The 15,455-nt window shown below is 69.5% G+C and carries 11 protein-coding genes; 8 read left to right on the top strand and 3 right to left on the bottom strand.

The genetic code is table 11. From position 1 onward, the window contains the following. Positions 1-11 precede the first annotated feature (11 nt). From ACIP94_RS12945 to ACIP94_RS12915, 7 genes are all read left to right on the top strand, one after another. Complete coding sequence (locus tag ACIP94_RS12945) at positions 12-935, top strand: carbohydrate ABC transporter permease (protein WP_402423718.1); 924 nt, start codon at positions 12-14, stop codon at positions 933-935. Between the two features lie 197 nt (positions 936-1,132). Next, on the top strand, positions 1,133-2,332 hold the full coding sequence (locus ACIP94_RS12940) for an ROK family protein (RefSeq protein ID WP_402423715.1): 1,200 nt from the start codon (positions 1,133-1,135) through the stop codon (positions 2,330-2,332). A gap of 133 nt (positions 2,333-2,465) precedes the next feature. Then, entirely contained in the window at positions 2,466-3,572 is a 1,107-nt protein-coding gene (locus tag ACIP94_RS12935) for a sugar ABC transporter substrate-binding protein (RefSeq protein ID WP_402424264.1), read from the top strand. Between the two features lie 178 nt (positions 3,573-3,750). Beyond that, a complete protein-coding gene (locus ACIP94_RS12930) occupies positions 3,751-4,542 on the top strand; it encodes an ATP-binding cassette domain-containing protein (protein ID WP_402423712.1) in 792 nt (263 codons plus the stop codon). Further along, the gene (locus tag ACIP94_RS12925; protein ID WP_402423709.1) at positions 4,539-5,831 is read left to right on the top strand and encodes a sugar ABC transporter permease; all 1,293 of its coding nucleotides are present in this window, start codon (positions 4,539-4,541) and stop codon (positions 5,829-5,831) included. Before ACIP94_RS12930 ends, ACIP94_RS12925 begins: the two co-directional genes overlap by 4 nt. A gap of 389 nt (positions 5,832-6,220) precedes the next feature. Further along, a complete protein-coding gene (gene dxs / locus ACIP94_RS12920; RefSeq protein WP_402423706.1) occupies positions 6,221-8,191 on the top strand; it encodes a 1-deoxy-D-xylulose-5-phosphate synthase in 1,971 nt (656 codons plus the stop codon). 145 nt (positions 8,192-8,336) lie between these two features. Then, entirely contained in the window at positions 8,337-9,857 is a 1,521-nt protein-coding gene (locus ACIP94_RS12915) for an amino acid permease (protein ID WP_402423704.1), read from the top strand. 7 nt (positions 9,858-9,864) lie between these two features. Here ACIP94_RS12915 and ACIP94_RS12910 read toward each other — a convergent pair whose 3' ends face one another. Further along, positions 9,865-10,263 carry an NTP pyrophosphohydrolase gene (locus tag ACIP94_RS12910; protein ID WP_402423701.1) on the bottom strand — a complete coding sequence of 133 codons (399 nt, stop codon included), beginning with the start codon at positions 10,261-10,263 and terminating at the stop codon, positions 9,865-9,867. 79 nt (positions 10,264-10,342) lie between these two features. Between ACIP94_RS12910 and ACIP94_RS12905 the strand changes: the two genes are divergently transcribed. Further along, on the top strand, positions 10,343-11,356 hold the full coding sequence (locus ACIP94_RS12905; protein ID WP_402424261.1) for a hypothetical protein: 1,014 nt from the start codon (positions 10,343-10,345) through the stop codon (positions 11,354-11,356). Positions 11,357-11,711: 355 nt separating this feature from the next. Here the strand turns inward: ACIP94_RS12905 and ACIP94_RS12900 are convergent, their stop codons facing one another. Beyond that, positions 11,712-13,841 (bottom strand): 3-hydroxyacyl-CoA dehydrogenase NAD-binding domain-containing protein, encoded by a 2,130-nt coding sequence (locus ACIP94_RS12900; RefSeq protein WP_402423698.1) that lies wholly within the window; start codon positions 13,839-13,841, stop codon positions 11,712-11,714. After that, a complete protein-coding gene (locus ACIP94_RS12895) occupies positions 13,838-15,055 on the bottom strand; it encodes a thiolase family protein (protein ID WP_402423695.1) in 1,218 nt (405 codons plus the stop codon). Before ACIP94_RS12895 ends, ACIP94_RS12900 begins: the two co-directional genes overlap by 4 nt. Between the last annotated feature and the right edge of the window lie 400 nt (positions 15,056-15,455).

The following is a 15,455-nucleotide window of genomic DNA, read 5'->3' as shown; positions in this document are numbered from 1 at the left end:
GAGAGACGACGATGAGCGCACCCATCCAGGAGACCGCGGCCGTTCCCGCCCAGCGGTCCGCGGCCAAGGTTCCCGTCCGCCCCGGCGACCGGCGCAGCGAGGGCGTCGTCCTGAACGTCTTCTCGCACGGCTTCCTCGCCCTGTGGGCCCTGCTGATCGTGCTGCCGCTGCTGTGGCTGGTGCTCAGCTCCTTCAAGACCGACGCCCAGATCGGCGGCTCGGCCTTCGGCTGGCCGCACGACTGGTCCTTCGACGTATTCCGGCGCGCCTGGGACAAGGGCATCGGCGACTACTTCCTGAACACCGTGATCGTGCTGGTGTTCTCGGTGCCGCTGACGATGCTGTTCGGCTCGATGGCCGCGTACGTGCTCGCCCGCTACCCGTTCCCGGGCAACCGGTTCCTCTACTACTTCTTCGTCGCCGGCGCGATGTTCCCGGTGTTCCTGGCGCTGGTCCCGCTGTTCTTCATGGTCAAGCGGCTGGACATGCTGAACACCTACCAGGGCCTGATCCTGGTCTACATCGCCTACTCGATGCCGTTCACGGTGTTCTTCATGCACGCCTTCTTCCGGACCCTGCCGACGGCGGTGTTCGAGGCGGCCGTCCTGGACGGTGCCTCGCACACCCGCACCTTCTTCCAGGTGATGCTGCCGATGGCGAAGCCGGGTCTGCTCAGTGTCGGGATCTTCAACACGCTGGGTCAGTGGAACCAGTTCATCCTGCCGACGGTCCTGATGCAGCCGCAGAGCGGTTCGGACCCCGAGCGCTATGTGCTCACCCAGGGCCTCATCCAGCTTCAGCAACAGCAGGGGTACGCCTCCGACCTGCCCGTTCTCTTCGCGGGCGTGACCATCGCCATGATCCCGATGCTGGTGGTCTATCTGTCCTTCCAGCGCCAGGTGCAGGCGGGCCTGACCTCGGCGACCCTCAAGTAGCCCAGCGGGGCATCACGCTCCGTGACGAGTTCGGTGCGCGCCGCTCAGGTCTCCCGGGTGGCGCGCACAGATGTGTCCAAGGACCCGGATGCGGTTCAACCTCTTGACGGGAGGCAACCCGAACGGCTCAGCTTAGAGTTCACTAGTTGGACATAGGCGGGGCCTCACCGAAGCGGTCCCGTGCTCAGGAGGTCGTCGTGGAGACTCCAGGGTCGCAGTCGTCGCTGCACCGAGCCAACCTGGAGCGGGTCGTACGCGCCGTGCGGCTGGCAGGATCCCTCACGCAGGCGGAGATCGCGAGGACGACGGGCCTGTCCGCGGCAACGGTCTCCAACATCGTGCGGGAGCTCAAAGACGGTGGAACCGTCGAGGTCACGCCCACGTCGTCGGGCGGCCGACGGGCCCGGAGCGTCTCCCTGAGCGGTGATGCCGGCATTGTGATCGGCGTCGACTTCGGGCACACCCATTTGCGCGTCGCGGTCGGGAACCTCGCCCATCAGGTGCTGGCCGAGGAGTCGGAGCCCCTGGATGTGGACGCCTCCGCCGCGCAGGGCTTCGACCGGGCGGAAGAGCTGGTCAACAGGCTGATCGAGGCGACCGGGGTGGACCGTTCCAAGATCGCGGGGGTGGGTCTCGGCGTGCCCGGTCCCATCGACGTCGAGTCGGGCACGCTCGGCTCCACCGCGATCCTGCCGGGCTGGACCGGCGCCAGGCCCGCCGAGGAGCTGCGGGGGCGGCTCGGCGTTCCGGTGCACGTGGACAACGACGCCAACCTGGGCGCCCTCGGCGAGCTGGTCTGGGGCAGTGGCCGGGGGGTCAAGGACCTCGCCTACATCAAGGTCGCGAGCGGTGTCGGCGCCGGGCTGGTGATCGACGGGACGATCTACCGTGGGCCCGGCGGCACGGCAGGAGAAATCGGGCATATCACCCTTGATGAATCCGGTCCCGTCTGCCGCTGCGGCAACCGGGGCTGCCTGGAGACGTTCACGGCGGCGCGGTATGTGCTGCCCCTGCTCCAGCCCAGCCACGGCACCGATCTGACCATGGAGGGCGTGGTCAGGCTGGCGCGGGACGGTGACCCTGGCTGCCGTCGGGTGATCGCCGACGTCGGTCGCCACATCGGCAGCGGAGTCGCCAATCTCTGCAATCTGCTGAACCCGAGCCGAGTGGTCCTGGGCGGTGACCTCGCCGAGGCCGGAGAGCTGGTTCTCGGGCCCATCAGGGAGTCGGTCGGCCGCTATGCGATTCCCAGTGCCGCACGTCAGCTCTCGGTGTTGCCGGGGGCCCTCGGCGGCCGCGCCGAGGTGCTCGGGGCGCTCGCGCTCGCGCTCAGCGAGATGGGTGATTCGACCCTTTTGGATGGCTCGCTTCCCGCCGTGGCCCCTGCCTTCACTTAGAGAACGGATGGCACCGTTGCCATCTCGTTAAGGATTTACTTCTTGACGTCGCACGTGCGGCCGAGTTGACTTCCAGCCACCTCGGCCGCAACGACGCGGCCTCGTCAGGGAGGTTTCTGAAGTGAACACGCGTATGCGTCGTGCGGCCTTTGCCGTTGCTGCTGGTGCCATGGCCGTCTCGCTGGCCGCATGTGGCAGCGCCAAGGAGTCGGGTGGCGGCTCCTCCTCGTCGTCCTCGTCGAGCGCCAAGAAGGGCGACGCCATCAAGGTGGGTCTGCTTCTCCCCGAGAACCAGACCGCGCGTTACGAGAAGTTCGACCGCCCCTTGATCGAGAAGAAGGTCAAGGAGCTCACGAACGGCAAGGGCGAGGTCGTCTACGCCAACGCCAAGCAGGACGCCAGCCTGCAGAACCAGCAGGTCGACACCATGATCACCAACAAGGTCGACGTGCTGATCGTGGACGCGGTGGACTCCGCGGCCATAAAGAACTCGGTCCAGAAGGCGAAGGACGCCGGCATCCCGGTCGTCGCCTACGACCGCCTGGCGCAGGGCCCGATCAGCGCCTACACCTCGTTCGACAACGAGACCGTCGGCAAGACCCAGGGCCAGGCCCTCCTTGACGCGCTCGGCTCCAAGGCCAAGTCCGGCAAGATCGTCATGATGAACGGCTCCGTCACCGACCCGAACGCCGCGCAGTTCAAGAAGGGCGCCCACGAGGTGCTCGACGGCAAGGTGAACATCGGCAAGGAGTACGACACCAAGGACTGGAAGCCGGAGAACGCCAACCAGAACATGGAAGGCGCCATCTCCGCCCTTGGCAAGAAGAACATCGTCGGCGTCTACTCCGCCAACGACGGCATGGCCGGCGGTATCATCACCGCCCTCAAGGCCGCCGGCATCTCCAACATCCCGGTCACGGGCCAGGACGCGGAGCTCGCGGGTGTGCAGCGCATCGTCACGGGCGAGCAGTACATGAGCGTCTACAAGTCCTACCCGCAGGAGGCGGACATCGCCGCGCAGATGGCCGTCGCCCTCGCCCAGGGCAAGTCGCTCGACTCGATCGCCAAGGACAAGGTCGACAGCCCGACCACCAAGCAGGTCCCGTCGGTCCTGGTCCCGGTCCAGTCGCTGACCAAGGACAAGATCAAGGACACCGTCATCAAGGACGGCATCTACACGGTCGCCGACATCTGCACCGCCCAGTACAAGGCGGCCTGCGACAAGATCGGCCTGAAGTAATACACCGAGAGTCCTTTCCCCGTAAGGGAATTCGCTCTTGAATTCCCTTACGGGACTGGCGAATGAAGGCTCCTCCGGCGTCCCGCTCTCACCAGCCCCGCAAGCTCGTAGCGGGGCGCCGGACGGAACATCCCCCAAACTTCTGCACAACCTCCCGCCGGGTCAGGCGGCGAAGGAGATGGTTCACGTGTCCGCTACGCCCGTGCTGGCGTTGCGCGGGGTCTCCAAGCGGTTCGGTGCCGTACAGGCGCTCACCGACGTAGAGCTTGAGGTCCACTCCGGAGAGGTCGTCGCCCTGGTCGGCGACAACGGCGCCGGAAAATCCACGCTGGTCAAGACGATCGCCGGCGTGCACCCCATCGATGAGGGCGTCATCGAGTGGGAGGGCAAGACCGTCCACATCGGCAAGCCGCACGACGCCCAGAACCTGGGCATCGCGACGGTCTACCAGGACCTCGCGCTGTGCGACAACATCGACGTCGTCGGCAACCTGTACCTGGGCCGGGAGATCCGCCGCCGCGGCGTGCTGGACGAGGTGGAGATGGAGCGCCGCTCGCGTGAGCTCCTGGACCAGCTGTCCATCCGCATCCCGAGCGTCCGCATCCCGATCGCCTCGCTCTCCGGCGGTCAGCGTCAGGTCGTGGCCATCGCCCGTTCCATGCTCGGCGAGCCCAAGCTGGTCATCCTCGACGAGCCCACCGCCGCCCTCGGCGTCGAGCAGACCGCGCAGGTCCTCGACCTCGTGGAGCGGCTGCGCGAGCGCGGTCACGCCGTGATCCTCATCAGCCACAACATGGCCGATGTGAAGGCCGTCGCCGACAAGGTGGCCGTGCTGCGTCTGGGACGCAACAACGGCATCTTCGAGGTCAAGTCGACCTCGCAGGAAGAGATCATCTCCGCCATCACCGGCGCCACGGACAACGCCGTGACCCGTCGTGCGGCGCGCAGCAATGGGGAGATCAAGAAGTGAGCATCGACAAGACCTCCACGCCCCCCGAGGACACAGCCGTGGAGAACCCCGAGGCGGCCGCGAATGCGGTCACCGCGGTCGACCCCCGGCTGCTGGTGCGCGAGCAGGGATTCGCGGGCTACATCAGCGAGTTCAAGCGCAAGATGAAGGCCGGTGACCTGGGCGCGATCCCGGTCGTCCTCGGCCTGGCGATCATCTGGATCATCTTCCAGAGCCTGAACTCGAACTTCCTCACCGCGGGCAACCTCTCCGACATCTCCGTCGCCATGGTCGGCACGGGCATGATCGCCGTCGGTATCGTCTTCGTGCTGCTGCTCGGTGAGATCGACCTGTCGGTCGGCTCGGTGTCCGGTGTCGCGGGCGCCACCTTCGCGGTGCTGAACATCACCCACGGCATGAACGAGGTGCTGGCCTTCGTGCTGGCCATCCTCACCGGCACGGTCGCCGGAGCCCTCCACGGCTTCGTCTTCGCGAAGATCGGTGTGCCGGCGTTCGCCGTGACCCTGGCCGGTCTGCTGTTCTGGAACGGCTTCATGCTCCAGATCCTGGGCGACAGCGGCACGATCAACCTGAACAGCGACGGTCTGGTCGCCAAGCTGACGACGTACTACTTCTCCGACGTGGCCGCCGCCTACGGGCTCGCGCTCGCCGTGACGGTTCTGTACTTCCTCAGCTCCTACTTCGGCAACAAGCGGCGCGAGGCCGCCGGTGTGCCGTCCCGGCCGCTGAGCGAGACGATCCTGCGGACGGTGCTGCTGGCGATCGTCGCGTTCGCGGTGGCCGTCGTCTTCAACCAGTACAAGGGCCTGCCGCTCGCCGTGGTGATCTTCATCGGTGTGCTGCTGATCACCGACTTCGTCCTGCGCCGCACCGCGTACGGCCGCAAGGTGTTCGCACTCGGCGGCAGCGTGGAGGCGTCCCGCCGTGCCGGTATCAACGTGGCCGCGGTCCGGATCTCGGTGTTCGCCATCTCCGGCACGTTCGCCGCGATCGGCGGTCTGTTCATCGCCTCGAAGATCGCGTCCGCCAACCAGGGTGCCGGTGCCGGTGACCTGCTGATGAACGCGATCGCGGCGGCGGTCATCGGTGGTACCTCGCTGTTCGGTGGCCGTGGGCGCACATGGAACGCGCTGCTCGGTGTGCTGGTCATCGTGTCGATCCAGTACGGCCTCGCCCTCGAGGGCATCGCCTCGCCGGTCCAGTACATGATCACCGGTGGCGTTCTGCTGGCGACCGTCGTCATCGACGCGGTCACCCGCAAGACCCAGAAGACGGCGGGCCGCGCGTAGTCCCACGACCGCGGGGGCGCGCACAGCGCCTCGTGGACGGGACGCGGCCGTCCCTCTTCGACCCGTGCCCGGTACCCATGGGGGTGCCGGGCACAGTCCTGTGCGGCCGGGGCGGCCCGGGAAGCCGTGGAGCCCACGCGGCCTGGGCAACGTCGTGGACCCCGCTGCCCCGGGAGCCCGTAGCGCGCCCACGCGGCCGGTGCAGCCCGTGGAACGCACGCTGCCCGGGAGGCTCCCGGACCGCCCGTGCAGCTCACAGGGCCCGTGCGGCGTGGTGCGGCCGAAAACGGATACGCCGAATGTGAGGGCGGCCCATGATCCGCACAGGCGGAACATTAGACTCGACGGGCCCGGCAAGCTCGACTCAGCTCTACTGCAAGGAGGCACGGGTGCCGCTGCTGACCCGCATCAGGGGACCGCGCGATCTGGACCGGCTCAGCCTGGAGGAGCTGGACCAGCTGGCAGAGGAGATCCGGACCTTCCTCGTCGACGCCGTCTCCAAGACCGGCGGCCACCTCGGCCCCAACCTCGGTGTGGTCGAGCTCACCATCGCGCTGCACCGCGTCTTCGACTCGCCCAAGGACAAGGTCCTCTTCGACACCGGTCACCAGGCCTATGTGCACAAACTGCTCACCGGCCGTCAGAACTTCTCCGGGCTGCGCAGCAAGGGCGGTCTCTCCGGCTACCCCTCCCGCGCCGAGTCCGAGCACGACATCATCGAGAACTCGCACGCCTCCACCGTCCTCGGCTGGGCCGACGGCCTCGCCAAGGCCAACGAACTGCTGGAGCGCGACAGCCATGTCGTCGCCGTCATCGGTGACGGGGCGCTGACCGGCGGCATGGCCTGGGAGGCGCTCAACAACATCGCGGACGCCAAGGACCGCCCCCTGGTCATCGTCGTCAACGACAACGAGCGCTCGTACGCTCCCACGATCGGCGGTCTCGCCAACCACCTGGCCACCCTGCGCACCACGGACGGCTACGAGAAGTTCCTGGCCCGCACCAGGGAGGTGCTGGAGCGCACCCCCGTCGTCGGCAAGCCTCTCTACGAGACCCTGCACGGCGCCAAGAAGGGCCTGAAGGACTTCATCGCCCCGCAGGGCATGTTCGAGGACCTGGGCCTGAAGTACGTCGGCCCGATCGACGGTCACAACATCGAGGCCCTGGAGTCCGCGCTGGCCCGCGCCAAGCGGTTCGGCGGCCCGGTCATCGTGCACTGCCTCACCGAGAAGGGCCGCGGCTACAAGCCCGCCGAGCAGGACGAGGCCGACCGTTTCCACGGCATCGGCCCCATCCACCCCGACACCGGCCTGCCCATCAAGGCGGCCGCCGCGAGCTGGACCTCCGTCTTCGGCGACGAGATGGTCCGGCTCGGCCGCGAGCGCAAGGACATCGTGGCGATCACCGCGGCGATGCTCCAGCCGGTGGGCCTGAAGAAGTTCGCGGACGCCTTCCCGAACCGGATCTACGACGTCGGCATCGCCGAGCAGCACGGCGCGGTCTCCGCGGCCGGTCTCGCCACCGGCGGACTGCACCCGGTCTTCGCGGTGTACGCGACCTTCCTCAACCGCGCCTTCGACCAGGTCCTCATGGACGTCGCCCTGCACAGGTGCGGGGTGACCTTCGTGCTGGACCGGGCCGGCGTCACCGGCGACGACGGCGCCTCTCACAACGGTATGTGGGACATGTCGATGCTCCAGGTCGTCCCCGGCCTCAGGATCGCCGCGCCGCGCGACGCCGAGCAGTTGCGCGCCCAGTTGCGCGAGGCCGTGGACGTCGACGACGCGCCGACCGTGCTGCGCTACTCCAAGGGCGTCGTCGGCCCGGCGGTTCCCGCGGTGGGCAAGGTCGGCGGGATGGACGTCCTGCGCAAGGCCGACGCCCCGGTGCCGGACGTGCTGCTGGTGTCCGTCGGCGCGCTCGCGCCCATGTGCCTGGAGATCTCGGACCTGCTCAAGAAGCAGGGCATCTCCACCACCGTGGTCGACCCCCGCTGGGTCAAGCCCGTCGACGAGGCGCTCGCCCCGCTCGCCGAGCAGCACCGGGTGGTCGTCACCGTCGAGGACAACTCGCGTGTCGGCGGTGTCGGTTCGGCGGTCGCGCAGACCCTGCGCGACGCGGGCATCGATGTGCCGCTGCGTGACTTCGGCATCCCGCCGCGCTTCCTCGACCACGCCTCCCGCAAGGAGGTCATGGCGGAGATCGGCCTGACCGCGCCGGACATCGCCCGCCAGGTCACCGGGCTCGTCGCCAAGCTCGACGGCCTCCCCCACTCCCGGCTCGGCTCCACCGAGGGGACCGCCACCGACGGTAGGCCCGCGGCGCGGTCCGTGGACTCGGTGGAGTCCGCGCGGGACTGACGCCTCCCCCCGATCGCCCCGGGCCGGTCCCGCCATCCTTTACGGTGGCGGGACCGGCCCGTTTGCGTGAATCCCACCCTTTCGGGGCATACGCACTACGCCCCCTCTCGATCATGTCGAGGACGACGAGCGTGGGAGGTACGCCGTGAGCAGCACCCTCTTCCGGACGAAGAACGTCGAGCGGTCGATCCAGGACACCGAGGAGCCGGAGCGCGCGCTCAGGAAGACCCTCTCCGCGCTGGATCTGACCGTGTTCGGCGTCGGGGTCATCATCGGCACCGGCATCTTCGTGCTCACCGGCAAGGTCGCCAAGGAGAACGCGGGACCGGCCGTCTCGCTGTCGTTCGTCGTGGCGGCTGTCGTCTGCGCGCTCGCCGCCCTCTGCTATGCCGAGTTCGCCTCGACGGTCCCGGTCGCGGGATCCGCCTACACGTTCTCCTACGCCACACTCGGCGAGCTGCCCGCCTGGATCATCGGCTGGGACCTGATCCTGGAGTTCGCGCTCGGCACGGCGGTGGTCGCCGTCGGCTGGTCCGGATACATCCGCTCCCTGCTCGACAACGCGGGCCTGCATCTGCCCGCGTGGCTGAGCGGCCGCGAAGGGACAGGCGGGTTCGGCTTCGACATCCTCGCCGCCGGCCTCGTCCTGCTGCTCACCACCATCCTCGTCGTCGGGATGAAGCTGTCGGCCCGGGTGACCCGGCTCGTCGTCGCCGTGAAGGTCGCCGTCGTGCTGATCGTGATCGTCGCGGGTGCCTTCTTCGTCAACACCGCCAACTACAGGCCGTTCGTCCCGAAGGCCGAGGCCGTACCGGCGAGTGCCAGCCTCAAGGCACCGCTCATCCAGCTCATTGCCGGCTGGGTGCCCTCCGACTTCGGTGTGCTGGGTATCTTCACCGCCGCGTCCGTCGTCTTCTTCGCCTTCATCGGCTTCGACATCGTGGCGACGACGGCCGAGGAGACCCGCGACCCGCAACGCGACATGCCCCGCGGTATCCTCGGCTCCCTGCTGATCTGCACCACGCTGTATGTGGCGGTGTCGATCGTCGTCACCGGGATGCAGCACTACAACGATCTGTCCGTGGACGCACCGCTCGCCGACGCCTTCAAGAGCATCGGACATCCCTGGTACGCGGGAGTGATCAGCTTCGGTGCCGCCGTCGGTCTGACCACGGTCTGCCTGATTCTGCTCCTCGGCCAGACCCGGGTCTTCTTCGCGATGAGCCGGGACGGACTGCTGCCCCGGTTCTTCTCCCGGGTCCACCCGCGTTTCCAGACCCCGCACCGGCCGACCATCGTGCTCGGCGTGATCGTCGCCGTCGTCGCGGGCTTCACCAGCCTCAGCGAACTGGCCGAACTCGTCAACATCGGTACGCTCTTCGCCTTCATCGTCGTCGCGATCGGCGTGGTCATCCTGCGCCGGACCCGCCCCGATCTGCCTCGCGCCTTCCGCACCCCGTTCGTGCCGGTGGTGCCGATCCTCTCGGTGTGCGCCTCGCTGTGGCTGATGCTGAACCTGCCCGCCATGACCTGGCTGCGGTTCGCCGTCTGGCTGGTGGCCGGCTTCCTCGTGTACTTCCTCTACGGCCGCACGCACAGCCGCGTGGGCGAGGAGCAGCGCGCGGCGGGGCGGGTGACCGGGCGGCCGGACGACGTGACCCCGTGACCGCTGCTCAGCGCGGGCCGGCCGGAGGCTCCGGCTCGCGCACCGACCGCGGGCCCATGACCTCCGCGCCCCGCTCCCCGACCCGGCGGCGCAGCTCCCGGTCCGCCGTGACCACCAGGACCGGACGGTCCCCGGCCTCCTCCACCAGCTCGACGATGCGATCGTCCCCGCTGCCGGGCGCCGCCTCCACCCGTACGCCGGGCACCGACTCCACCCCGCGGGCCGCGCCCTCGACCACGAGCACCAGCTCCACCGGTCCGGGGCGGCCGGGCAGCCCTGCCTCGGCGTATCCCGCCAGGCGGTCCCGCAGTCGCTCCGCCGCGCCGCGCCGGTCCCGCCACCAGCCGTCGGGCACCGATCCGACGACATTCGCGGCGTCAACGATCACCAGGGGCGGGGCGCTCATGTCCACAGCCTCGCACGAGCCCGCGACGCCCGCTCGGCGGGCTCCCGATTAGAGTGGGGGAGTGTCAACGGTCCCCACTCTGAACGGCTCCTGGCTGCTGCGCGGCCGGGACGGCAGCCTGAGCGCCTATGCCTCGCGGGACGAAGCGGTGTGGTGCCGGGCCGAACACCACCCCGGTCTTCCCTGGACGCCCCCGCGCAAGGTCGGCGGGGACCAGCGGCTGTACACCCAACTGGCGCTCGGCCAAGGCCCCGACGGGTATGCCCACCTCCTCGCGTGGCGCCCCACGGTCCCGGGCGAGTCGGGGCTTGTCCACTCCACCCACTTCCGTCCCCACCTGTCCGCGCTCGACTGGCTCCCGATCGGCCACCCGGACAACAAGGGCGACCGGACCGGCCTGCCGGCGGTGGCGGTGGACGCCGAGGGCCGCGCCCATGTCTTCGCGCGCAACAAGGGCGGGGGCGTCAGCATGGTCGCCCAGAAGGAGCGCGGCGGCTGGGACCCCTGGCGCGACATCGGAGGCCCGGGCGCGCACGAGGAGCTCGCCGCCGTGACCGGAGGGTCGGGGCGCGTCGAGCTGTACGCCACCACCTCGGACGGCATTCTGCGCTGGCGTCAGGAGGAGCCCGGTGCGACCCTGGTCCCCGACGAGGCGCTGGAGGCGGCCGTCAGGCCGGGCACGCTGACCGCCCTGCCCACCTCCAAGGAGCACACCACGCTGTTCTTCGCGGACCCCGAGGGCATGCTGCACGCGTGGCGTCCGGGCGGTGACCCGGTTCCGCTGCTCCGTGCCGCGGGCCCGGGCCCGGCGGCGGCACTGCGCTGCGCCGTCGACGGCTACGACTGCACGCTGCTCGCCCAGCGCTCGGAGTCCGGCCGTGTCGTCGTCGCGGCCTGCCCCACCGAACAGGAGTCGGCCGGCCTGTGGTGGAGCGAGTCGGGCCCGCAGTTGCCGGTGGGCACGCGGGTGGCGCTGGCCGAGGACGCCGAGGGCCGGGTGGTGGCCGCGAGCCTGACCCCGGACGGTGAGCTCCGCGTGGCCCGCCAGAAGGACGAGCCGGGGCTGGCGCTGGCGGCGTGGCAGTCGGTGTGACGGGCGGTCACCGGGGGCGTTGCCTCACCGGGCGGCACGATCGCCCACGCGCCCGCGGCCGCCTTCGGCGCGCTGGGCCGTGCCACGATCGCGGCCCTCGGAGCAGACGGCCGCCTGGCAGTCTCCCGCCAGACGGCCCCGGGCTCCCCGGAGTCCGGCCCCTGGCAGCTGACCGGCTGACCGGTCAGGGGGCAGTGCGCCGTTGACCCCCGACCGGGGAGGGGATACCGCGGACGGGTCGGCGAAGTGAGGCGCCGAGCCGGGCGGTCCGGCCCATCGGTCTCGCGGTTACGACGAAGGGCCTCCGCGGAGTGCGGAGGCCCTTGTCATGTACGGCGGTTGCCGTCGCGTTCGGTTACGCCGGGATCGACGCCACGCCCGGCTCCAGGAACGTCTTGCCGTTCACGCGCTCGGAGACGCCCTCGCGGTCCAGGTACGGCGTGATGCCGCCCAGGTGGAAGGGCCAGCCGGCGCCCGTGATCAGGCACAGGTCGATGTCCTGGGCCTCGGCGACGACACCCTCGTCGAGCATCAGGCCGATCTCCTGGGCCACCGCGTCCAGGACGCGGGTGCGGACCTGCTCCTCCGTCAGGGCGGTGTCGCCTTGCTTCAGCAGCGCGGCGACCTCCGGGTCCAGCTCCGGCTTGCCGCTGTCGTAGACGTAGAAGCCGCGCTTGCCGGCCTCGACGACCGCCTTGAGGTTCGGGGAGACCGTGAAGCGGTCCGGGAACGCCTTGTTGAGGGTCTCCGAGACATGCAGGCCGATCGCCGGGCCGACCAGTTCCAGCAGCACCAGCGGGGACATCGGGAGGCCGAGCGGCTCGACCGCCTTCTCCGCGACCTCGACCGGGGTGCCCTCGTCGATGACGTTCTGGATCTCGCCCATGAAGCGGGTCAGGATGCGGTTGACGACGAACGCGGGGGCGTCCTTGACCAGAACCGCGGTCTTCTTCAGCTTCTTGGCGACGGCGAACGCCGTGGCGAGCGACGCGTCGTCGGTCTTCTCACCGCGGACGATCTCCAGCAGCGGCAGCACCGCGACCGGGTTGAAGAAGTGGAAGCCGACGACCCGCTCGGGGTGCTGGAGCTTCGACGCCATCTCCGTCACCGAGAGGGAGGAGGTGTTGGTGGCGAGGATCGCGTGCGCGGGCGCGACCGCCTCGACCTCGGCGAACACCTTCTGCTTGACCGTCATCTCCTCGAACACGGCCTCGATGATGAAGTCCGCGTCCGCGAAGCCCTCCGCCTTGTCCAGAACACCGGACACCAGCGCCTTCAGGCGGTTGGCCTTGTCCTGGTTGACGCGGCCCTTGGCGAGCAGCTTGTCGATCTCGGCCTGGACGTAGCCCACGCCCTTGTCGACGCGCTCCTGGTCGATGTCCGTGAGGACGACCGGGACCTCGAGGCGGCGCAGGAAGAGCAGGGCGAGCTGCGAGGCCATCAGGCCCGCGCCGACCACGCCCACCTTGGTGACCGGGCGCGCCAGGTTCTTGTCGGGGGCGCCCGCGGGACGCTTGCCGCGCTTCTGGACGAGGTTGAACGCGTAGATGCCGGCGCGCAGTTCCCCGCCCATGATCAGGTCCGCGAGGGCCTGGTCCTCGGCGTCGTAACCCTGCTGGAGGTCACCGTTCTTGGCCGCGGCGATGATGTCGAGCGCGCGGTAGGCGGCCGGAGCCGCGCCGTGCACCTTGCCGTCGGCGATGAAGCGGCCACGCTCCACGGCCTGGTCCCAGGCCTCGCCGCGGTCGATCACCGGGCGCTCGATCTCGATCTCGCCCTTGAGGACGGACGCCGTCCAGATCAGCGACTGCTCCAGGAAGTCGGCGCCCTCGAACAGGGCGTCGGCGATGCCCAGTTCGTAGACCTGCTTGCCCTTGAGCTGCTTGTTCTGGTTGAGCGAGTTCTCGATGACGACCGAGACGGCCTTGTCGGCGCCGATCAGGTTCGGCAGCAGGGTGCAGCCGCCCCAGCCCGGAACGAGGCCGAGGAACACCTCGGGAAGGGAGAACGCCGGGAGGGCCGCGGACACCGTGCGGTAGGTGCAGTGCAGGCCGACCTCGACGCCGCCGCCCATCGCCGCGCCGTTGTAGTACGCGAACGTCGGGACGGCCAGCTTCGACAGACGCTTGAAGACCTCGTGGCCGCCCTTGCCGATGGCCAGCGCGTCCTCGTGCCGCTTCAGCAGCTCGACGCCCTTGAGGTCGGCGCCGACCGCGAAGATGAACGGCTTGCCGGTGATGCCGACGCCGACGATCTCGCCGTCCGCGGCCTCCTTCTCGACCTGGTCGATCGCGGTGTCGAGATTCGCGAGCGACTGCGGTCCGAAGGTGGTCGGCTTGGTGTGGTCCAGGCCGTTGTCGAGGGTGATCAGGGCGAAGCGCCCGGCGTTCAGCGGCAGGTCGAAGTGCCGTACGTGCGCCTGCGTGACGACCTCGCCGGGGAACAGCTCGGCCGCACCCTTCAGCAGCTCAGCGGTGGTGCTCACTTGTCCCCCTCGAAGTGCGGGTTCTCCCAGATGACCGTCGCGCCCATGCCGAAGCCGACGCACATGGTGGTCAGGCCGTAACGGACCTGCGGCTGCTCCTCGAACTGGCGGGCCAGCTGCGTCATCAGACGGACGCCGGAGGAGGCGAGCGGGTGACCGAAGGCGATGGCGCCGCCGTACTGGTTGACACGCTCGTCGTCGTCCGCGATGCCGTAGTGGTCGAGGAAGGCCAGGACCTGCACGGCGAAGGCCTCGTTGATCTCGAACAGGCCGATGTCCGAGATGGACAGACCCGCCTTGGCGAGGGCCTTCTCCGTGGCCGGGATCGGGCCGTAGCCCATGACCTCCGGCTCGACGCCCGCGAAGGCGTAGGAGACGAGGCGCATCTTGACGGGCAGGCCGTGCTCGCGTGCGAAGTCCTCGGACGCGATGATCGAGGCGGTGGCGCCGTCGTTCAGACCGGCCGCGTTGCCCGCGGTGACCCGGCCGTGGACGCGGAACGGCGTCTTGAGGTTCGCCAGGCTCTCCAGGGTGGTGCCCGGGCGCATCGGCTCGTCGGCGGTGACCAGGCCCCAGCCCGTCTCGCCGCCCTCGGGGTTGGTGCGGCGGACCGAGATCGGCACGAGGTCCTGCTGGATCTTGCCGTTGGCGTACGCCTTGGCGGCCTTCTCCTGCGAGCGCACGGCGTACTCGTCGGCGCGCAGCTTGGTGATGTGCGGGTAGCGATCGTGCAGGTTCTCCGCCGTCATGCCCATGAACAGGGCGGACTCGTCGACCAGCTTCTCGCTCACGAAGCGCGGGTTCGGGTCGACGCCCTCGCCCATCGGGTGGCGGCCCATGTGCTCGACACCACCGGCGATGACGGCGTCGTAGGCGCCGAACGCGATGGAGCCCGCCGTGGTCGTCACGGCCGTCAGCGCGCCCGCGCACATGCGGTCGATGGAGTAGCCGGGCACCGAGGTCGGCAGGCCCGCGAGGATGCCCGCGGTGCGGCCGAGGGTCAGGCCCTGGTCGCCGATCTGGGTGGTCGCGGCGATGGCGACCTCGTCGATCTTCTTCGGGTCGAGACCCGGGTTGCGGCGCAGCAGCTCCCGGATCGCCTTCACGACGAGGTCGTCGGCGCGGGTCTCGTGGTAGATGCCCTTCGGGCCCGCCTTGCCGAACGGGGTACGGACGCCGTCGACGAAGACGACGTCCCTGACGGTACGAGGCACGATGGCTCTCCTCCAGGGTGCGGGGTGGCACTGCTGCGACGCGCTGAGCGCGCGCTCAGCACCATGCTACTTGTGGGTAACCAAGCTGCCCAGTCCCGCCGGGCCAAGCGGTGAAGGTCACACCGTCGGCCCAGGGGCGGAAAGGGGAGGAGAGGGACAGAGGGGGGGAGAGCCAGGGGGATGCGCAGGCGTCGGGCAAGGATGCCTGCGCGTCCGGTCCGCGCTGTGCACATGTCCGGCAAGGGCCGGTCCGCGCCGTGTACACGTCCGGCAGGGGGTGCCATCCGCACCGTGTACACGTTCGGCAGGCGGTGCGTAGGCGCCGGCGAGGGTCGCGGTCGTGTTCCCCCGGTGGCGGGGCGGCGCATGGCCGCGCCCGCACACGCGTCCTTCGTGCCTG

This window comes from Streptomyces sp. NPDC093261 (assembly GCF_044753645.1).
In the GTDB taxonomy this organism is placed as follows: domain Bacteria; phylum Actinomycetota; class Actinomycetes; order Streptomycetales; family Streptomycetaceae; genus Streptomyces.
The sequence above is the reverse complement of the archived record's forward strand: the minus strand, read 5'-3'. Positions and strand labels throughout refer to the sequence as shown.

Excerpts from the sequence above, each read along its gene's own strand:
- ACIP94_RS12945 (WP_402423718.1), top strand. The coding sequence starts at position 12 with ATGAGCGCACCCATCCAGGAGACCGCGGCCGTTCCCGCCCAGCGGTCC.
- ACIP94_RS12935 (WP_402424264.1), top strand. The coding sequence starts at position 2,466 with ATGCGTCGTGCGGCCTTTGCCGTTGCTGCTGGTGCCATGGCCGTCTCG.
- ACIP94_RS12930 (WP_402423712.1), top strand. The coding sequence starts at position 3,751 with ATGGTTCACGTGTCCGCTACGCCCGTGCTGGCGTTGCGCGGGGTCTCC.
- ACIP94_RS12910 (WP_402423701.1), bottom strand. The coding sequence starts at position 10,263 with ATGAGCGCCCCGCCCCTGGTGATCGTTGACGCCGCGAATGTCGTCGGA.